At 39.0% G+C, this 20,237-nt stretch carries 20 protein-coding genes, 2 pseudogenes and 1 riboswitch; of the genes and pseudogenes, 9 read left to right on the top strand and 13 right to left on the bottom strand.

Going from position 1 to position 20,237, the window contains the following annotated elements:
• Positions 1–129 precede the first annotated feature (129 nt).
• On the bottom strand, positions 130–828 hold the full coding sequence (locus L654_RS0105855) for a methyltransferase (protein WP_024607540.1): 699 nt from the start codon (positions 826–828) through the stop codon (positions 130–132).
• A gap of 75 nt (positions 829–903) precedes the next feature.
• Between L654_RS0105855 and srmB the strand changes: the two genes are divergently transcribed.
• The 4 genes from srmB (at position 904) to L654_RS0105830 (ending at position 3,664) form a co-directional block, all read left to right on the top strand.
• Positions 904–2,130: an ATP-dependent RNA helicase SrmB gene (srmB, locus tag L654_RS0105850; protein WP_007376476.1), complete on the top strand. Its 1,227-nt coding sequence runs from the start codon at positions 904–906 to the stop codon at positions 2,128–2,130.
• A 275-nt stretch (positions 2,131–2,405) separates the two neighbouring features.
• Entirely contained in the window at positions 2,406–2,726 is a 321-nt protein-coding gene (locus tag L654_RS0105840; protein WP_010553266.1) for a BON domain-containing protein, read from the top strand.
• Positions 2,727–2,991: 265 nt separating this feature from the next.
• The gene (locus L654_RS0105835) at positions 2,992–3,411 is read left to right on the top strand and encodes a hypothetical protein (RefSeq protein ID WP_024607538.1); all 420 of its coding nucleotides are present in this window, start codon (positions 2,992–2,994) and stop codon (positions 3,409–3,411) included.
• A gap of 73 nt (positions 3,412–3,484) precedes the next feature.
• Complete coding sequence (locus tag L654_RS0105830) at positions 3,485–3,664, top strand: hypothetical protein (protein WP_139016093.1); 180 nt, start codon at positions 3,485–3,487, stop codon at positions 3,662–3,664.
• 125 nt (positions 3,665–3,789) lie between these two features.
• Here the strand turns inward: L654_RS0105830 and L654_RS0105825 are convergent, their stop codons facing one another.
• Together L654_RS0105825 and yaaA are read right to left on the bottom strand one after the other, a co-directional pair.
• On the bottom strand, positions 3,790–4,746 hold the full coding sequence (locus tag L654_RS0105825; protein ID WP_024607536.1) for a mechanosensitive ion channel family protein: 957 nt from the start codon (positions 4,744–4,746) through the stop codon (positions 3,790–3,792).
• A gap of 121 nt (positions 4,747–4,867) precedes the next feature.
• Positions 4,868–5,645 (bottom strand): annotated as a pseudogene (gene yaaA / locus L654_RS01000000125590) (peroxide stress protein YaaA).
• 225 nt (positions 5,646–5,870) lie between these two features.
• Between yaaA and tal the strand changes: the two are divergent.
• Both tal and L654_RS0105810 read left to right on the top strand, forming a co-directional pair.
• Positions 5,871–6,821 carry a transaldolase gene (tal, locus tag L654_RS0105815; protein WP_007376481.1) on the top strand — a complete coding sequence of 317 codons (951 nt, stop codon included), beginning with the start codon at positions 5,871–5,873 and terminating at the stop codon, positions 6,819–6,821.
• 223 nt (positions 6,822–7,044) lie between these two features.
• The gene (locus tag L654_RS0105810; protein WP_024607535.1) at positions 7,045–7,233 is read left to right on the top strand and encodes a DUF3545 family protein; all 189 of its coding nucleotides are present in this window, start codon (positions 7,045–7,047) and stop codon (positions 7,231–7,233) included.
• Positions 7,234–7,340: 107 nt separating this feature from the next.
• On the opposite strand, the gene ung is transcribed toward L654_RS0105810, so the two are convergent.
• From ung to L654_RS0105770, 8 genes and pseudogenes are all read right to left on the bottom strand, one after another.
• The gene (ung, locus tag L654_RS0105805) at positions 7,341–8,003 is read right to left on the bottom strand and encodes a uracil-DNA glycosylase (protein WP_024607534.1); all 663 of its coding nucleotides are present in this window, start codon (positions 8,001–8,003) and stop codon (positions 7,341–7,343) included.
• Positions 8,000–8,860, bottom strand: a complete 861-nt coding sequence (locus tag L654_RS0105800; protein WP_024607533.1) for a cobalamin-binding protein — start codon at positions 8,858–8,860, stop codon at positions 8,000–8,002. The genes ung and L654_RS0105800 overlap by 4 nt, the downstream gene beginning before the upstream one ends.
• Complete coding sequence (gene cobO / locus L654_RS0105795) at positions 8,860–9,459, bottom strand: cob(I)yrinic acid a,c-diamide adenosyltransferase (RefSeq protein ID WP_024607532.1); 600 nt, start codon at positions 9,457–9,459, stop codon at positions 8,860–8,862. Before cobO ends, L654_RS0105800 begins: the two co-directional genes overlap by 1 nt.
• Complete coding sequence (locus L654_RS0105790; protein ID WP_024607531.1) at positions 9,452–10,936, bottom strand: cobyric acid synthase; 1,485 nt, start codon at positions 10,934–10,936, stop codon at positions 9,452–9,454. Before L654_RS0105790 ends, cobO begins: the two co-directional genes overlap by 8 nt.
• A gap of 4 nt (positions 10,937–10,940) precedes the next feature.
• Positions 10,941–11,947, bottom strand: a pseudogene (locus tag L654_RS01000000125585) (iron ABC transporter permease).
• A gap of 1 nt (position 11,948) precedes the next feature.
• Positions 11,949–12,761: an ABC transporter ATP-binding protein gene (locus L654_RS0105780; protein WP_024607530.1), complete on the bottom strand. Its 813-nt coding sequence runs from the start codon at positions 12,759–12,761 to the stop codon at positions 11,949–11,951.
• A gap of 246 nt (positions 12,762–13,007) precedes the next feature.
• A riboswitch (cobalamin riboswitch) is annotated at positions 13,008–13,142 on the bottom strand.
• Positions 13,143–13,194: 52 nt separating this feature from the next.
• Positions 13,195–14,109: a porin gene (locus tag L654_RS0105775; protein ID WP_024607529.1), complete on the bottom strand. Its 915-nt coding sequence runs from the start codon at positions 14,107–14,109 to the stop codon at positions 13,195–13,197.
• 166 nt (positions 14,110–14,275) lie between these two features.
• Entirely contained in the window at positions 14,276–15,148 is an 873-nt protein-coding gene (locus L654_RS0105770) for a LysR family transcriptional regulator (protein WP_010553277.1), read from the bottom strand.
• A 91-nt stretch (positions 15,149–15,239) separates the two neighbouring features.
• Between L654_RS0105770 and L654_RS0105765 the strand changes: the two genes are divergently transcribed.
• Together L654_RS0105765 and L654_RS0105760 are read left to right on the top strand one after the other, a co-directional pair.
• Positions 15,240–15,614, top strand: coding sequence for a DUF413 domain-containing protein (locus L654_RS0105765; protein ID WP_002961378.1), 375 nt, complete (start codon positions 15,240–15,242; stop codon positions 15,612–15,614).
• Between the two features lie 86 nt (positions 15,615–15,700).
• Positions 15,701–16,936 (top strand): response regulator, encoded by a 1,236-nt coding sequence (locus L654_RS0105760; RefSeq protein ID WP_024590704.1) that lies wholly within the window; start codon positions 15,701–15,703, stop codon positions 16,934–16,936.
• Between the two features lie 17 nt (positions 16,937–16,953).
• Here L654_RS0105760 and rarD read toward each other — a convergent pair whose 3' ends face one another.
• Together rarD and L654_RS0105750 are read right to left on the bottom strand one after the other, a co-directional pair.
• Positions 16,954–17,871, bottom strand: coding sequence for an EamA family transporter RarD (gene rarD / locus L654_RS0105755; protein WP_024607528.1), 918 nt, complete (start codon positions 17,869–17,871; stop codon positions 16,954–16,956).
• A 51-nt stretch (positions 17,872–17,922) separates the two neighbouring features.
• Positions 17,923–18,378, bottom strand: coding sequence for a thioesterase family protein (locus tag L654_RS0105750; RefSeq protein ID WP_024607527.1), 456 nt, complete (start codon positions 18,376–18,378; stop codon positions 17,923–17,925).
• 133 nt (positions 18,379–18,511) lie between these two features.
• Between L654_RS0105750 and recQ the strand changes: the two genes are divergently transcribed.
• Positions 18,512–20,237 (top strand): DNA helicase RecQ (gene recQ / locus L654_RS0105745; RefSeq protein WP_024607526.1); only part of this gene is annotated, 1,726 nt, incomplete at its 3' end.

Genomic DNA, 20,237 nt, shown 5'->3' with positions numbered 1-20,237 from the left:
AAAACAACTACTCGATGTTATTTACAAGTGGTTAACACTAGATTGGTAATTGATTAAATAAAAACTGAATACGTATGCATAATAGGTAAATTATCCTTTATTACTAGATAACCTACATAACTAGGCAATTTACATTTTCAAATAAAATGCTTTGCACAGGGCTATATAATCAGCAGTGTAGGTATTATCTAAGTTTCTAATACACAGAATTGATGTTTCTATATCGCTTTTTACGTAGCTAAATGTCATTAAACTGCGGCTAATATCTTTATTGGGCGTGGCTTTTACTTGGCAGTGAGTATTTAAATAAAGCCCATTTTGAGTAGCAAGCTCAATAAATAATGCGCCTTCAATGCTTGGGAGTATTAAGCTAAAGCGAGAACCTCTATGGCTTAAATGTTTAAACGCATTAATTAACTCTTCAAAACTTAGGCCGTCGGTATGGCGTGCGGTATTACGCGCAACATTATCGCCTTTTAAACTGTGATTAAAATACGGTGGATTAGAGATAACCACGTCAAATTTAACTTCACTACTAAAGCTTTGAATAGTTTGATGCGTAATACTTATTGTTGGCCACGGGCTATTAGCTACATTTTGTAATGCTTGGGTATAGGCGCTTTCGTCAATTTCTACCGCAGTTATATCAAGCTCACTACTGCGCTGCTTACACATTAGTGCTAGTAAGCCGGTGCCGGTGCCTATATCAAGTAATGACTTTGCACCGCTTAAATTAGCCCATGCGCCAAGCAAAATGCCATCGGTAGAAACTTTCATTGCACAGTGGTCGTGTTCAACTTTAAATTGTTTAAATACAAAACCAGACATTTTTTCACCTTTTCATTCACCAAGCGCAGCATAGCGCGTATAATCAGGGTAATTGTCCCTTATTTTAGACACTCTATGCAATTTTCTGAATTTGATCTTGATAACAAGCTACTCGATGCCATTAATAAAATGGGCTACGAGACGCCAACCAGCATTCAACAACAAGCTATTCCTGAAGCACTACAGGGGCGCGATATTTTAGCATCTGCGCCTACTGGTACAGGTAAAACAGCGGCATTTTTAATTCCGGCTATTCAGTACTTACTGGATTTCCCACGTCGTGACCCTGGTTTTGCGCGCGTACTCGTTATGACCCCGACTCGTGAGCTGGCTTATCAAATTCATGAACAATGTGAACTGCTAGCTAAACGCACACACCTAAAAATTGGTGTAGTAACAGGCGGAATTAACTACGGCACGCATAAAGAAATTTTTGAAAAAAATAACGATATTTTAATCGCCACACCAGGTCGATTAATGGAATACCTTGAAACCGAAAACTTTCATGCTGAACACGTAGAAATGCTTATTATTGATGAAGCAGATCGCATGTTAGATATGGGTTTCAAAAAAGAAATGAGCCGTATTTGTGACGAAGCTAAAAATCGTCGCCAATGTTTTTTATTCTCAGCAACACTTGAAGGTGACAGCGTAGAAAGGTTTGCTGAAAAAACATTAAACGACCCTGCTCTATTAGAAGCCGAATCGTCACGTAAAGAAAAAGCTAAAATTCACCAATGGGTACATTTAGCCGACGATTATCATCACAAACTTGAGTTATTAGTTAATACGCTAAAAAACCCTGACGTGACTAAAGCAATTGTGTTTGTTAAAACTCGCGAACGCTTAGAAACATTGATTGGTGAACTTACAACTAATGATGTAAAAGCAGCGTGGTTACGCGGCGAAATGCCACAAGACAAACGTATGAAAGCCATGGAAAACTTCCATAGTGGCAAAACAAGCATATTAGTTGCTACCGATGTAGCTGCACGTGGTATTGACGTGTCTGACATCAGCCACGTTATTAACTTTGATATGCCGCGTACTGCCGACGTATATGTACACCGTATTGGTCGTACTGGCCGTGCTGGTAAAAAAGGGATAGCAATATCGCTAGTTGAAGCACACGATATTGGTATTTTATATAAAGTAGAGCGCTACGTTGAACAAAAATTAAAACGCCGTGTAATTAGAGGTGTTGAGCCACAGCATAAAGAAGCTAAGCCACCAGCTAAAAAGCGTAAAGATCCAGTGAAAATGAAAGCCAAGAAAAAGGCTAAGGTTAAAAAGAAAAAGTAACCTAAAACATTTTTTATACTAAGCCGACTTTTGTCGGCTTTTTAATGCAAGCCTTGCAGGCTCTGCTGTTTGTACCTGTTACATATGTAACCCAAGCATGTAACTCATACTCATTTAAATGTAATTTTTGCCCACCTGAATTCCCACTTAATAAAATTCCCTTATATTTCATAGCGTTAATATTGGCACCGAAATTGTAACTACAAAGATAACCTAGCCGNGATGGAATTTCCATATTGTGGCTGCACTATTCACCGTAATGTAAGGATTAAGTTATGAACCGCTTCAAGTTAACTATCGCTTTAGTATCATTTTGTTGTTTATTTTTATTAGCTTGCGCTACAAAGGTAAGTGCAGCAACCAACATGGCCGTAGTAAGCAGTGTAGCCACTCAACCTAACTTACAACAAGCTATCACCAACACCCTACGAACTAATCCTAACCTAGCGTTAAGTGATATTCGTGTGCAGGTAAAAAATGGTGAAGTAGATTTATACGGTGAAGCACAAACTGGTTTTCAGCGCGCACTAGCTCAAAAGTTTTTAGAAAATATGGATGGGGTTAAAATCATTCGTAATAAAATTAGCGTTATTTAATACGCACCACATAAACTTATTTGTATAACTAATTCATAAGCGCGGCTTGTTACTCCAACACAAGCTGCGCTTTTTTATACTTATCATTAAGCCTCGACCTAATATTTCTATTTTAAAAGTCTACTTGAAAACCTTAAGAGCAATTAAATAGTTCCCAGTATCTAAATATCAATTGCTTTAAAAAAACAATTTAGTTTTAATAAATATAATATAAAGCGTAAAACTACTTAATGATGGATTAGTAAAAAATAAAGGGATTAGAATTATGCGAGATATAGATATGAAGCTCTTAAAATGCTTTGTGCAAGAGCCAACCGATATAAATAAACTTATAGATTTAGGACATAATCATTTAGATCCTAAATTCATAAGGAATTTTCAAAACCTTATTAATAATAATTTAATTTCCTCTAACTCAGCAACTTTCGGGTTAAGTTTCTCTGCTGATAAGGTACCTTCTTGGACAGCTGTTAATATTTATCTTACCGATAAAGGTAGAGATTATGTGTTCCCAAAGAAACAACGTAAAATAATCTTAAAACTGATTACTGAAAACCCAACGATAGCCGCAATAGTTGGCGTACTATTAGCTTTTGTACTCACTTTGGTATGGCCTACGCAGGTAGAAAGCGGAAGTAATTCACCCGAAACTAATAGTCGAAAAGTAATGATTTCTGATAAGTAACCATAAAATTTTCAACGAAAACCTCTATCTGCTTATTTCAAAAGCATTAGGTAACTTAAAGATGAGTACCAAAATGACTAGAAAACCAATAAAAATTGATCGCATGAAATTTTTAAATAAATTATTAGAGCGTACTTGTACTAATGAAAGCTGTGGAAGAAAAATGACATTTTCATTAGCTCAAGTGAATAATAATGAAGCTATTTTTTGTCAGTTTTGTGGGAAAGAATATATAGGTAAAAAAGCTCCTTAAAGTTTACATGCTTATCAGCAAAGTTTTACCCACATTATAAAAAAAAGCGCATTTTTACTCTGTAAAAATGCGCTGTTGGTAAGTAACTATTTCCCAATGCTTTTGCCTAATGAGCTTTAACTAAATTACTCACTTTGGTTAGAGTCAGTACCGTCGCTACTGTCTTTATTTGATGACTGCGGGCTTATTTTGTCGCTTATCATGGCATCGAGTTTTTCGCCGCCTTTAATACCAAAATCTAAAGTACGAATTGGGAATGGAATGCTAATGTCAGCTTCATCTAGTGCTTGCTTAACGGCAACTATACCTTTATGGCGTACCGTCATAAAGTCAGGCTCGCCTGGGTATTTAATCCAAAACCACACCAGTAAGTTGATGCTGCTGTCACCAAAGCCTTCAGCGTATACGGCGGTTTCGTCTTTGCGTATTACAAAGTCAAATTCGTTAATTTTTTCGACTATAACGTCTTTTGCTTTTTCTATGTCATCGCCGTACGAAATACCTACGGGTACTTCTATACGTCTTATACCTAGCGTGGTGTAATTTTTTAGTACATTTCTAAATAATACTTTGTTTGGTACAAGTATTAGTTGCCCGTAAAAGCTCTCTATTAGCGTGTTACGTAGGTTTATAGAATGTATCGAACCAAACACATCATCGGTTTCTATTACGTCACCTGTTTTAAATGGCTTACGTACGCCCATTGCTATACCAGCAATTAGGTTTTCGGTCATGTCTTGAAACGCAAAACCAATGGCTAAACCCACAATACCTGCACCAGCAAGTAGCGAAGTAACGGTGCCTTTTAAGCCAACAAAATCGAGCGCTATAAATAAACCTATACACAACACAATAACTTTAAAAATTGACGCCATTAAGTCGGCAATTTGTTTTGAGTCGAGTGAACGGCGTAATACGTTTTTCATCAGCTTGCCAGCAAAGCGTGCCAATATTGAAAAAACAATTGCGATCAGTATCGCAACTATAAAATTAGGGATATGACTTATTACAACATCAAACCACCCTCCGAGCTTTTCTTCTATTAGTTTTTCGGCTTCGTCAATTGACGGAATGCTGATCATTTTATTTGCACCTATTTAATTAGTGTTCTCATTAATATTAGATGAGATTGCAAATATAACGCCAACATCAAAAAAGCCATGCAATGCATGGCTTTTAAATTTTTTATTTAAGCTTATAAACCTAATTTTGTTCGTCGCGCATAAATACCGGCTCAAGCTCTTTAACTGTTGCCTCTGGGCTAAAGTAATAACCTGCTACCGTAAACTCTTTAAGTTGGCTTAACTGCGTTACTTTATTTTCGATAATGTAGCGCGCCATCATGCCGCGTGCTTTTTTAGCGTAAAAGCTAATTACTTTGTATTGACCGTTTTTACAGTCTTTAAAGTGTGGGGTAATAATTTGTGCATTTAATGCTTTCTTATCTACCGCTTTAAAGTATTCGTTTGAAGCAAGGTTAACTAAATATTGTGCGTCTTGCGCTTTTAATACGTCGTTTAGTTTATTCGCTATTACGCTGCCCCAAAACTCGTATAAGTTTTTGCCACGCGAATTTTCAAGCTTGGTGCCCATTTCAAGACGGTAAGCTTGCATTAAATCAAGTGGTTTTAATAAGCCGTATAAACCCGAAAGGATACGTAAGTGGTTTTGTGCGTAATCAAGCTCGCTAGCTTTAAGCGTACTTGCATCTAAACCGCCATATACATCACCATTAAAGGCAAGTNGCTTGTTTAGCATTACTTTGTGTAAACGGCTGTGCCCACTCGCTAAAGCGTGCTGCGTTAAGCCCAGATAGCTTGTCGCTAATTTTCATTAAACTGCCAATTTGCGCTGGTGTTAGTTCACGGCATACTTTCATGAGCTCTTCGCTGTGCTCTAGTAATTCAGGCTGAGTGAACTTGTCTGTTGCGGGTGGCGTTTCGTAATCAAGATTTTTTGCAGGTGAAATAACAGTGATCATAGTTAGCTATTGACTTGTAATTTATTTAGTGTCAATTTCAACATTAAATGAAACGAAAAGCACGTTTTGTTTAAATAAATCCTCTCTTAATAACCCATGCATTGCCGTTTTTTTATTGATCAGGACATAAGACCTATCAAGCATTGTCACACTGTTGCAGTATGGATTAGATATATTAAGAGTGATTAGATTTTTCTTTTAACTTGCTTGGAATGAGGAAAGCAAATGACTTCAGCTCTACAAAGGCTAAAACAACATTCATCTATCGTAGCCGACACTGGTGATATTGAAGCTATTAAAAAGCATCAACCAGAAGATGCAACTACAAACCCGTCGCTTTTATTAAAAGCGAGCGAGATTGAAGCATATAAGCCTTACCTAGATAAAGCTTGGAGCTACGCAAAAGAAACCGAGCAAGAACCAGCTAAACAACTTGAACTAGCATGTGATTACTTTGCTGTATTACTAGGTAAAGAAATTAGCGCTATTGTACCTGGTTATATTTCTACTGAAGTAGATGCACGCCTTTCGTTTAATACGCAAGCTACGATTGATAAAGCACATACCCTACTTAGCCTTTACGAAAAAGAAGGTGTAAGCAAAGACAAAATTTTAATTAAAGTAGCGTCTACATGGGAAGGTATTAAAGCCGCTGAGCAGCTAGAAAAAGAAGGGACTAAATGTAACCTTACTTTATTATTTAGCGATGCCCAAGCCCGCGCATGTGCCGATGCAAACGTATTTCTAATTTCGCCATTTGTTGGCCGTATTTTAGATTGGCACGTTGCGAACGGTATGGAAAAACCAACCGATCCGCTACAAGATCCAGGTGTTCAGTCTGTACGCAGCATTTTTGAATTTTACAAACGCCATGACTACAAAACAGTTGTGATGGGTGCAAGTTTCCGTAATACAGGCGAAATTATTGCACTTACCGGTTGTGACAAGCTAACTATTAGCCCTAATCTTTTAGAAGATTTAGGTAACCTTGAAGGCGCACAAGAATACTTGCTTGAAAGCGATGTTCCACAAGAGCCAAAACCAGAGCCATTAACAGAAGCACAGTTCCGTTGGTTACATAACCAAGATGCTATGGCTACTGAAAAACTAGCTGAAGGTATTCGCTCTTTTGCTGATGCACAAGAACAACTAGAGGCGCGCTTTAAAGCAATGTAATTTGCTATAATCGTGTTTTAAAAACGTCGCAATAGCGGCGTTTTTTTATGCCTAAAATACGCTATACCTCTATATAATCTTCATATCGACTTCATATAATCTTCGTATAAACCTTCATCAATTAATCACACTTATGTAACATAACTGTCACTTTTTTATTCTATTTTAACTAGGCCTGTGGTATAGGTATTCTTGAGGTCAATAAAATCAATAGGAGAAGTTCATGGATAGCCTAAACGATATATTAGAGATATTAGAAGGACCAGATACAACAAGGAAAACCTCTCAGAAAAATAAAAAAAGAAAATGGCGGGAAATAGAAGCAATTAAAGACAAGCACCGCTTACGTAAAGAATTACAAGAATATGATTTTTTTGCAGACAGTATTGCGATTGAAGAGCTCGATTTTTAATTCAATACGCCCCAACTAAACAAAAAGGCTTCCGATATATGGAAGCCTTTTTTAATGCGCTGAAAATAGCTGCATGAGATAAATTTATTATTCAGAGCTCAAGTTATTTACACCTGCCAGTTAATCGGTTTTTCATCTTGGGCTTGTAATAGCTCATTTGTTTTTGAAAAATGCTGACAGCCAAAAAAGCCCCTATGCGCCGAAAGCGGCGATGGGTGCGATCCTTTTAAAACATGATGGCGAGCGCTATCTATGCCTTTACCTTTTTTTTGTGCATGTGCACCCCATAAAATAAATACCACACCTTCGCAGTGCTTATTAATATGCGCGATTACATTATCGGTAAATTGCTCCCACCCTAAATGTTTGTGAGAATGCGCTTGACCTTGCTCAACGGTCAATACTGTATTGAGTAAAAACACGCCCTGATCTGCCCAGCTTTGCAGGTAACCACGCTCAGGAATAATAAACCCGCTGATATCGTTAGCTAACTCTTTGTACATATTTTTAAGCGACGGCGGCAGCTTTTTTACATCAGGCAATACCGAAAAACACAAGCCATGCGCTTGCCCTTCTCCGTGGTATGGGTCTTGTCCTAAAATTACAACGCGGATGTCATTTAGTGCTGTGGCATCAAAAGCACTAAATACTTGAGGTTCAGGCGGATAAACAGCAACACCTTCATTGCGGCGATTAGCCACATACTCTAACGTTTGCTGCATGTAAGGTTGCTGTAATTCACTTTCTAAAAATGTAGCCCAATCGCTCATTGTGTACTCTTAATCTGTTTACGTGATGCGTCTATTTTATCACACATATCCGCGAGTCCATCTAGCATGCGCGGAGTAAAACGATGTAATAAATCGGCATTTACGCTAATAAATTGATCGTTTTTAACTGCAGGCACTTCTGGCCACTTTTGCCAATTAACAACCGGCTGTGGCGTTTTTGATTTTTCATCAGGGATAATAATAACTTGTGGCTTAGTAACAATGACATTTTCGATACTAATTTGCGGGTAATCTGTAACGCTCTGTGCAAATACATTACTTACATGGCATGTTTCAATCAGTTGGCTTATCCATGTATTTTTACTTACTGTCATCATGGGCTCAGTCCATAACTGATAAAACCCGGTAATATTTTTTTTATCTTGCTGGCTTTTAACAATACCATTTAGCTTATGTTTAAATGCGCTTGCCGCTTGCTGGCTTTGCTTAATGTTCCCTGTAAATTCACCAAAAGTAAGTAACTCGTCGGCTACACCAGCGATTGTGGTGGGGTTACTCAAATATACTTTTATGCCAAGGCGCTCTATTTGGGCTAAATCTTCGCTTTGATTTCCGCTTTTCCATGCAATAACTAAGTCGGGTTTAAGCGCCAATACTTTTTCAAGCGAGATACCGTAATAACCGCCTATGCGCTCAATACTTTGGGCCTCAGCAGGGTAGTCGGCGTAATCAACTGTGCCCACAATATTATCGCCCGCCCCTATGGCAAATAGGTTTTCGACTATATGTGGTGCAAGCGCGATTATTCGCAGTTTTTTAGAATCATTAACCTGCTCTGCAAGTGCACTGCCCGATACACTAAAAAGCAGTAGCCCAATAAAAAACGCTTTAAACATTAGTAATCAAACCCTTCGAGCGCTTTTATGCCTGAGTCGAATGCGTGTTTTACATTACGCACTTCGCTTACTGTGTCGGCAAGGTCTGTTAAAGTACGATGCGCTGCACGCCCTGTAATAATAACTGACTGTATTGGTGGGCGGTTATTAAGCGCCGTTACCACTTCATCTAAATCAACGTAGCCGTAGGTCACCATATACGTAAGCTCATCGAGTAATACTAAATCAATACTGCTATCTGCAAGCATGCGTTTTGACTCTTGCCATGTTGCTTGGGCGGCTGCGGTATCGGCTTCTTTATTTTGCGTATCCCAGGTAAAACCGGTGTTCATTACAACAAACTCAACGCCTGCACCTTGTAATAAATTACGCTCGCCACATTCCCATGTACCTTTAATATATTGGCAAACGGCTGCTTTTTTACCATGCCCTACGCAGCGTGCTACAACGCCAAAACCCGAGGTTGATTTACCTTTACCATTGCCGGTAATTACCTGAAAAATACCTTTTACATCTTGTGCTGCAGCAACGCGCGCATCCACTTGTTCTTTTACTTTTTGTTGGCGCTGCTTGTGCTTATCGTTGTTTTGTTCAGTCATTATTGTGCCCTTCATAAATCGAGATAATTTGCTGTATATTTAAATGCGTTTCGCACATGGTTGCTAATCGTTCTAACTGCTGCTCGCGATGAGTGGCAATACTAATTGGATTAATTGAGGCGCTTGGTTTTACCCATTTTAAAATTTGCGATGTAGCATCGGCTTCATCAAATAAACCATGTAAATAGGTGCCCGCAATGGCGTTATCATCGCTAATAAAGCCATCAAACGTAAAACCATGTGGGTGGTTTTCATCAAAGGTTAAAAATGGCTTATCAAGCGCTGCACCTTGGCTAATTCCTGCATGTATTTCGTAACCACTACAGGGTGTTTGTTGGTTATTTAAAAGCAGTGTAGCGGTTATTTTAGTTAATACTTTTTGCGCTGTCAGCGTGGTTTCAAAGTCGCATAGAGCAAGCCCATTTACTTGCTTTAATGACGATTCAATACCATCGGGATCGTTGAGCGTATTGCCTAACATTTGCATGCCGCCACAAATACCAAGTACTTTGCCACCATAGCGTAAGTGGCGCTTAATTTGAGTGTCCCAGCCTTCATTTTTCAAAAAATTTAAATCACCCAGCACATTTTTACTGCCTGGGAGAATTATCAGATCAACGTCTGGGATCGTTTGCGTGTGGCGCACATAATTTATATTAATGTTTGGGTGCAAACGCAGTGCATCAAAATCGGTGTGGTTGCTAATGTGTGGTACAAGTAGCACTGCAATATTAATTGTGGCGTTGGTTACATTATTATCAATTGCGACGGCGTCTTCAGCATCAAGCGCGAGGTCGTGCAAATAAGGTAATACGCCAAGTACGGGTTTGTTTGTATATTCTTCAAGCCAATCTAGCCCGCCTTGCAGCAAACCTATATCGCCTCTAAAGCGGTTTATAACAAAGCCTTTTACGCGCGCCTGTTCTGACTCGCTTAACAACGCAAGTGTACCTACCAAATGTGCAAACACACCACCTTTATCAATATCGGCAATTATAATAACAGGGCAATCTACCTCTTCGGCGTAACCCATATTGGCAATATCGTTTTCACGCAGGTTTATTTCAGCAGGACTCCCTGCCCCTTCAACAAGGAGTAAATCAAAACGTGTAGCTAAACGGTTATGTGAGGTTATTACTGCATCCATCGCCACTTTTTTATAGTCGTGATATTTGCCCGCTTCCATATTACTAATGGCTTTTCCGTGAATAATCACTTGTGCGCCCGTATCGCTATTAGGTTTAAGTAAAATAGGATTAAAGTCTATTTCGGGCTCTACTTTAGCTGCTATTGCTTGCAAAGCTTGCGCACGACCAATTTCGCCGCCATCTTTTGTTACTGCGCTATTAAGTGCCATATTTTGTGGTTTAAAAGGCGCAACCTTTACCCCTCGCTTAGCAAACACCCTGCAAAGGGCGGCAACTAGGGTACTTTTACCTGCGTCGGAGGTAGTGCCTTGCACCATTAAGGTTTTCATGGAATTACACCCTTCGCTTTCTAAAAAATAATAAACTTAAAAAGAACACACTACCAATAGCAGCAGTAATAACGCCTACGGGCAATTCTTGGTTTTTTAGCAAGGAGCGCGAAAGTACATCAACCCACACCATAAATGTACCGCCTACTAAGCTGGTTACTAGCAATCCCGCGATGGTGCCTTGGGAGATAAAAAAGCGCACAATGTGCGGTACCATTAATCCTACAAATCCAATACCACCACACATAGCCACCAGCACAGCGGTAATTAATGAGCTCAAAACCAGCATAAGTATTCTAAAGCGCTGGACCCTAACACCTAATGTAATTGCGCTTTCATCGCCAAGTAACATAGCATTGAGCTGCCTTCTAAAGCTCAGCATTACAAACGTACACAATGTAATTACCAATAAAGGTAACCAAAGCGTAGCCCACTGCGCACGCGCAAAGCTGCCCAGCGTCCAAAATAAAATAGCCNCGCTACTGCCTGAGGATCGCTCCAATAAAGCAACAGGCTGGTAAACGCACTAAATAAAAACGACAGAGCAACGCCAGCTAATAGCATTGATTCTACCTGTGCACTTTGCTGCCTACCTGCAATAAGTATTAATAAACTCATAGCGAGTAAGCTGCCCAGCAGTGCTGCTGCAGATAGCATAAAGCCTGCGCTAATGCCTGCTAATGCCATAAGTAACACCACGCCAAATGAGGCACCCGACGATATACCAAATAAGTAAGGATCGGCTAAAGGGTTGCGCGTTACCGTTTGTAAAATAAGCCCCGCAATTGCTAAGCCAGAGCCTGCTAAAAAGGCGAGTAATGTGCGTGGCATTCTTAGCTCGTAAATAATACGCGTATTAAAAGACGCATCATTTGAGAGTAAAAAGCTATTAAATACATCTTGAAGTGAGGTATCTGCTGCACCAAAACTAAGTGCTGCAAATAAGCTAAATAAAGCAGCTGAAGCACTTATAAATAGCGCAAGTGATTGGCGAGTATTAACTGCGCTCATATTATTTGTAACCATAAAAGTAAGTGATATGAGGGATGCTATTTCCCGACTTCGATATTTGCGGGTGGTTATTTACTTGGGCGCAGACACCAAAAACGTCGCCTAGCATGTTTTCGGTTAATACCTCACTTGGCATGCCTGTATGTGTAATTTCACCGTTTTTAATAACCACTAGTTCATCGCACATTGCAGAGGCTAAGTTTAAATCATGAAACGATGCAAACACCGTTACGCCCAACGATTTAGCAAGCTCCATAACCTGTATTTGGTATCTAACATCTAAATGGCTAGTTGGCTCGTCCATTATTAACAGTTGAGGTTGCTGGACTATGGCGCGGGCTATCAAGGCACGTTGCTTTTCACCGCCCGAAAGTGACTCAAAGCTTTGCTCACTATGATCTACCAACCCGACTGTATTGATTGCTTGAATGATTTTTTGTTTATCAATGTTAGTTATTGAGCTAAATAGCGATTTATGAGGCGTTAGCCCAAGCGCAATAACATCAAATACGCTTAAGTTAAATTGCGACGGGGTTTCTTGTAAAACAACCGCTACTTTTTTTGCGTACTCATCGCTTTTTAGCTGCCAAATGTCGGTGTTGTTAAACTCTACAATGCCATCACTAGGTTTATTAAAACGATATAGACAACGCAATAAACTCGATTTACCTGCGCCATTAGGGCCAATTAAACCAACAAATTTACCTGTGGTTATTTTAAGGTTTATTTTTTTGAGAATCGTTTTATTGCCAATATCCCACGATACGTTTTTAACGTTTAGTAATGGTGTATTTAATGGCGTTTGAGTGTGCAATAGTCAGTCCTAGGCTAGGTTAAACTCACTAAAAATGCGATAAAAATACTAATGCACTACAAGAAAAAATGAGTAAACCCGCTCGTTAAAAGAATTCATACCAATTGCATTAAATTAGTGATTTATTATAGCGACAAATAAATAGCTTAATAACAAGGCGGAAATTATGACATATAGTTGTTCTATATGAATAATTTTTAACGAAGTTAGTAAGTTATTTAATTCGCTAGAAAGATCATGTTTTTAATAAAATTGGTATTATACCATTTGTATCTGACTTAAAGCTTTGCGCTAATTACAGTTGCGGGAACAGTCGAGGACTCGCACCTCATTCCAAATGAAGCTCTATTATGGGCGGCTAAGTAAATAATTTAAAGCAAAAAAAACCGCACTCAAAAGAGCGCGGTTAAAAAGGGAGTGTTTTAACTAATCGTTAAAACTTGTATTCCATACCTAAGCCTACGTAGTCTTGGTCAACGTTGTTGTCCATATCGAAGCTTGAATAAAAACCAAATACTTTAATATTTTTATTTAATTTGTGATCAAGACCAACTGAAATTGCTGACTTATCGTCGCTGTCGTCAAAGTCCATATCTTGGTATTGCACTTTAAATGTGTTGTTACCCATGCTGTAAGCAGCATTTAGCAAGTAACCATCAGCTTCTGCGCTGCCATCTACTGCTTCTTGTGTTTGGTACATTGCGCCCAATTTAAAGTTTTCAACTTTACCTTGGATTGATGCACGCACTACGTCGTAGCCATTTACTTCACTATCGGCTGCAATAGAGGCGTATACAGCGCTCTTTTTAAGTNCCGCCATTGAATAACCGTTATCAGCGTCTACATCGTCTTCAGCTACAAAAGTAGCAAGTACTTTAAAGCCTTCGTATGAGTTTGATGAATAACTAACTGTATTTCCTAAGCGGTTTTCACCTTTAAATACATTTTTAATGTCGCCTTCAAGGTCGTTAAATAAATCTAACTTACCTTGAGATTGCTTAAGCGCAGTATCGTTACGACCAATTACAACCTGACCAAACGCACCTTTTAAACCAACGTATTGGTTACGCGCAGAAATATTGTCGTCGTTATCGCCTTTTGAATCAGCATCAGACACATCAACTTGAAACTCAAACTTATATACCGCTTCTAAACTATCATTTATTTTTTCAGAACCTTTAACACCAAGACGAGATGCATTGCTTTTTATCTCAGTAAAAGACCCTTCGCCATCATCAGATGATTGCACTGTTGCATTCGCTTTACCGTAAATGTCTACATCGGCAAGTGCATTAAAAGATAAACCACTTAATAGTGCTAAGCATAAGCTCGATTTTACAAATTTCATGTTATTTCCTTGGATAATCACAAAAGACTAATTTTCAAAACTGCTGTATTTTGTCATTCCTAAATGACAGTAATATTACAACGGAAATATTAATGTCTTTTTTTTTTAATAAAAATGCATTAAATGTGAAATCAAAATAACATGAAAGCCTAGTAAATGGTCGTACTTACTTACCTTGCTTTAATGACAAGCTTGGCGTCATTTGCGAAAGTAAATTAACTAAGGTTTCTATTAGCTCTTTTTGCTCGTTGTCTCTGTGATACGCAATAAATACGTCTCTTGAGGTGTTTTCTACCCCTTTAACATGAAACAACTCACCTTTTTCTAAATGCCCTTCAACCAATACTTGAGGTATAAATGCACTACCACCACATTGCAGTATTAAATCAAGTGCAATACGTCCCGTGCTGGTTCTAAAGTAAGGGGGTGTTTTTCCTGTAAACTGACGCGCATGCCAAAGAGAAAAAGTAGTTCCCCAATCAACATACACATATTGATTATCAAAAAAGTTTTCGTTCGTTGCAGTGTCGTATCCGCTTACGGGAATGATTGGCAACTCACAAATTCGCTCTACTACTAATTCATCTACTTTTGGTGGATCAAATAATATTGCCAAATCGAGAGTACGCTCTAATAAAAGTCGAGTGCTCTCTTGTTGTGCTTTAACTTCTGCAACCAACGACACGCCCGGCATCGCCGATACAATATTTGTTATACCAAACTGTAAAAAAGCATCCCAAATATTAGGCGTTCCTGCTAAGCTAATTTGCTTATGCATATTATCGGCAAGTGCAACATCTACTTTGGCCCGCTGCATGCCCGTAATAATCATTTGTGCATGGGGTAATAAACGCTCGCCAGGTGCTGTAAGTTGAATGTTATTACGCTGGCGAATAAACAAATTAACACCAAGTCCTTGCTCTAATTGGCGAATTCTAAAGCTCACTGCAGACTGCGTAATATAAAGGTTTTCGGCCGCTTTACCAAAGTGACGCGTACGCACTACCTCAACGAATGTTTTTAATAAATCGATATCCAATTTTTTATCCTCACGATAAAAATAATTTGTTTAATAAATTGCCAAACTTGCATCATACTCCAGCTAATTACTAAGGTATGAGGATAAAGCTATGAGCAATAACATTTCATTACTACGCCAAGCATTTGTTAGCCAACGTCAATTTTATGATGATCAAAACTTTCCACGAGGCTTTAGCCGCAGCGGAAACTTCACCTTATTAGAAGCCAGCATACTTGAACAACACGGAGTTGTTTTAAAAGGCTTATACAGTAAAACAATTGAGCCGCAAAACGAACACCAAGAACAGTTTGTAGCAGTCGTAACTGGCTCACAAGAACCTACCAACCCAATCGAACGAGCTTGGGTAAAATACTTAAAACTAACGACTTGCAAAACTAAGTTTCATACTTTATTTGGCCGCTCAAAAATGTCAGGGCCGGCACCGATTAGCCAAGAGTATTATTCAGAAGCGGATAATCTGTAAGTACTTAAGTTATTTGCTTTTTTGCGTTTTAACAGTTACAACTTGTATAAGCAAATATTTTTGCAAAATATAAACAGGGTTGTTCCGTGACGCGAAAAATACTAATAGTTGAAGATACACCTGCAATGGCGCGAGTGCAAAAGCACATCGCGCTTAAGGCTGGTTATGAAGTTGATATAGCTGAGTCATTAGCGCAAACAAAAGAGCTTATAAGTAAAAATAGCTATTTTTGCGCTGTAGTTGACTTCATATTACCTGATGCCCCATCTGGTGAAGCTGTACCTTGTACTATTAATGCAGACATTCCAACTATTGTAATGACGGGCAATATTGATAAAAAAACTCGCGACACTGTAGAAAAATACCCAATCATCGATTACATCATTAAAGAAAACAAACAAGCATACCAATACCTCGAAAAACAATTGCATCGCTTACCCCGCAACGAAAATGTAAAAGTACTGGTTGTTGATGACTCTAAATCGACTCGCCGATACATTTGCAGCCTATTAGTTCGTCACAAATATCAAATTATTGAAGCACAAGACGGAAAAGAAGCATTAAAAATGCTCGAAAATTCACCCGACATTTCAGTCATCATTACTGATAACGAAATGCCAAACATGAATGGTGATGAGTTATGTAGCGAAATTCGCCGCTTATATAGCAACGACGAAAAAGCCATTATTGGTATTTCGGGCTCTGACTATGTAGGGCTTTCTAGTTTATTTTTAAAAAATGGCGCAAACGATTATTTGCATAAACCTTTTAATAGCGAAGAGTTTTACTGCAGGCTTAGTCAAAACGTCGATATGTTAGAACTTATAGCCACTATAAGGCGACAAGCCAACACGGATTATTTAACCAATTTACCAAATCGTCGTTACTTTTTTGAAGAAGCTGAAAAATCATTAAAGCAAATAAAACATACTAAAGGTGATGGTGCTTTAGCTATGCTTGATATTGATCACTTTAAATCAATTAACGATACATACGGGCACGATGTTGGCGACGAAGTATTAAAAGGACTCTCTATTTGCTTTAGTAAATATTTTAAAAAGTATTTAGTAGCCCGCTTAGGTGGTGAAGAGTTTGCCGTTTACTTTGCAAATGCGGATAAACAAGAAGCACTAAAAAGACTTGAAGGTTTTAGGTACTTTATAGAAATGAATAGCCAGGAGTTTAGTAAAGCTAAAATAAAATTCACCATTTCTATTGGTTTTGCAAACGGGCCTGTTTATCAAATTGATGAATTATTAAAACAGGCCGACTTAAAGCTTTACGACGCTAAAGAATCTGGTCGTAATAAAGTAGTTAGCTAACAGCTCTATTAGCTTAATTATACTTCTGCGGCTGTAATAGCCGCTTTTTTACGTTTGCGCGATTGATGATAAGAGTCCCAACTAAAAATAGCTAGCGCACTCCAAATACATGCAAACGTTACTAATCTCTCAGCGTCAAACACTTCACCGTAAAACACCACTGCCAATATAAACATTAGGCTTGGCCCAATATACTGAAAAAAGCCTAATGTAGTGTATTGCAAACGCTTAGCGGCGCCGGTAAAACACAGCAATGGTAATGTAGTTACAATACCTGCACTAATCAGTAATGCATTAGTATGCCAATCGTTAGCTGGCAGGCTTGATGTTGCAGAAGGTGCCATTAACCACCAATAAATGAGTGCAACAGGCAGTAATATAAGTGCTTCAAGCAAAATGCCAGGCAAGGCTTCAACGGGTAGTTTTTTACGTAACAAGCCATAAAGCGCAAACGATATAGCTAATGAAAATGCCACTACCGGAAACGAGCCAAAACTAATTAGCTGCAGCACAACACCGGTAAAGGCAAGTGCCACTGCTACACCTTGAAACTTACGCAGGCGTTCACCTAAAAAGAGCATACCCAGTAATACATTTAAAAGAGGGTTTATGTAATAGCCCAAACTTGCATCAAGCATATGGTTATTATTTATAGCCCATATAAATAAACCCCAGTTAAACCCTAGCAATGTTGAGGTAATAACAAGCATAAGCAAAAGCTTAGGCTGAACAATAATGCGCTTAACTTTATCCCAATACTTTAAAACACTTACTACTAGTACTAAAAATACAACCGACCAAACAACCCGATGCATTAAAATTTCAAAGGCAGAAACATGCTGAATCAACTTAAAATATATTGGCGCAAGGCCCCACATAAAAAAAGCAAGACAAGCAAAAATAGCACCTTTACGCTGCTCAGTATCAATCGACATAATAAACACTTAGTGATTTAAAAGGCCGCTAGTTTACTTCCCATACACGTTTTATCCAACTAAATACGTGCCTGTCCCAAAAGCAATTTGAACTGATTGCTGATTATGTAATTCCATTCGACAAACACATACTTTATTACCTGAGCGAATAAGTGTGGCACTCGCTGTAAAGCTCTCTCCTTTACCAGGGCGCAAATAATCAGTGCGCAAGTCGATAGTCCCAAGCGTGGCTAATTTTGTTTGCACACTTGTGATATCTAAATCGGTGAGCTTATCAATCACGCTTGCTGCAGCGAGCATACCGCCTACATTATCAAGTACGGCTGAAATAACACCACCGTGCAGTATTTTTTGCGCAGGGTTACCAATGAGCACATCCTGCCACGGAAACGTAATTTTGGCCTGTTCAGGGCTTAAAGACTCAACCGATATTTGTAAAAACTGGTTGAACGGCATGCCATTTACAAATAATGCACCCACTTGTTCAATTAACATTTCTTTATTCATTATTATTCTCTATGTCAAAACAGGTAAGATGAGTAAAACATACATAGTGTAAAACTACGAGACTCCACTTAAATAATTTATCAAGTAACTCAGCTAAAGACATCTCACTAAAAAACCACTAAAATACCCGTCAATGAATACATCAACACCACCTTCTAGCACCCTTGTGCGTAAACCCGAAACTGTCCTCAAACAAGTGTTTGGCTACAGTGAATTTCGCGACGGCCAAAAAACAGTTATTGATGCTGCTATTAACGGCCAAGACTCGCTTGTATTGCTCCCTACTGGCGGCGGAAAATCGGTTTGCTATCAAATACCCGCTTTAGTGCTCGAAGGCGTCACTATTGTTATATCTCCGCTCATATCGCTAATGCAAGATCAGGTAAGTCAACTTCAAGCACTTGGGGTTAAAGCCGCTTACGTAAATAACAGCTTAGCGCGAGAAGAGCAGCAATTGGTGTATCAACAGCTTCATCAGGGGCAAATTAAGCTTTTATATGTGGCACCTGAAAAAGTATTACAACGCGAATTTTTAGAGCGTTTATCGCATTTAAATGTAAGCTTATTTGCCATTGACGAAGCGCATTGTGTGTCGCATTGGGGTCACGATTTTAGGCCTCATTACTTTCGCTTAAACGAATTAAAGCAACGTTTTGCACATGTACCCATGATGGCGCTCACTGCAACTGCCGATAAAGCCACCCGTTTTGATATAGTTGAGCAACTAAAATTACAACAGCCTTATATTCATACTGGCAGCTTTGATCGCCCCAATATTCGCTACACCATAGAAGAAAAATTTAAACCTATGGTGCAATTGCTTCGCTACCTAAAGGAGCAAAAAAGCCAAAGCGGTATTATTTATTGCACTAGCCGTAAACGCGTAGACGACATTGCTGAAAAAATTGCAGATGCAGGGCTAAACGCTGCCGCTTACCATGCAGGTATGAGTAACGAGCAACGACAATTTGTACAAACTGGCTTTGCCCGTGACGATATACAAATAGTGGTCGCAACCGTTGCTTTTGGTATGGGTATAAACAAGCCTAACGTGCGTTTTGTACTGCATTACGATATTCCAAAAAGTATAGAGTCGTACTATCAAGAAACAGGGCGTGCTGGGCGAGATGGACTTGCCGCAGAAGCCATAATGTATTTTGACCCAGCTGATATTGGCCGTGTAAGACGCTTTTTTGAAGACATAGACGACGAGCAACGCCGCCGTGTAGAAGAACAACGCTTTAACGCAATGGCAAGCTTTGCAGAAGCACAAACGTGTCGTCGGCAAATATTGCTTAACTATTTTAGTGAATATCAACGCGAACCTTGTGGTAACTGCGATATTTGTCTAAATCCACCTAAAAGCTTTGACGGTACATTAGTTGCCCAACAAGCGCTTTCTTGTGTGTATAGAGCTGACCAGCGCTTTGGTCTTGGGTACATTGTTGAATTACTACGTGGTGCAAATACTAGCCGCATACGCGATAACAATCATCATGAGCTAAGCACTTACGGCATAGGTAAAGATAAAAGCAGTGAATTTTGGCTTAGTATTTTACGCCAGCTTATTCATCAAGGCTTACTTAGCCAAGATATAACGCAAGGTGCGTCACTTAGGTTAACCGAAGCCGCGCGTGCAATTTTAAAAGGTGAGTACGCACTGCAATTAGCCGAGCCACGCCTGCAAGCCAAACACGTTTATCAAGATAAATTAGCACAATTTAATTACGACAAAAAACTGTTTGCTCGCCTGCGCGCACTACGTAAAGAACTTGCTGATGCCGATGATGTACCACCTTATGTGGTATTTAATGATAAAACGCTAGCCGAAATGGCGCAGCTTATGCCAACAAACGACA

The sequence above is a fragment of the Pseudoalteromonas sp. TAB23 genome (genome assembly GCF_000498075.1).
GTDB lineage: Bacteria > Pseudomonadota > Gammaproteobacteria > Enterobacterales > Alteromonadaceae > Pseudoalteromonas > Pseudoalteromonas arctica.
Note: the sequence above shows the minus strand (reverse complement) of the source record. Positions and strands in the feature narration are given on the sequence as shown.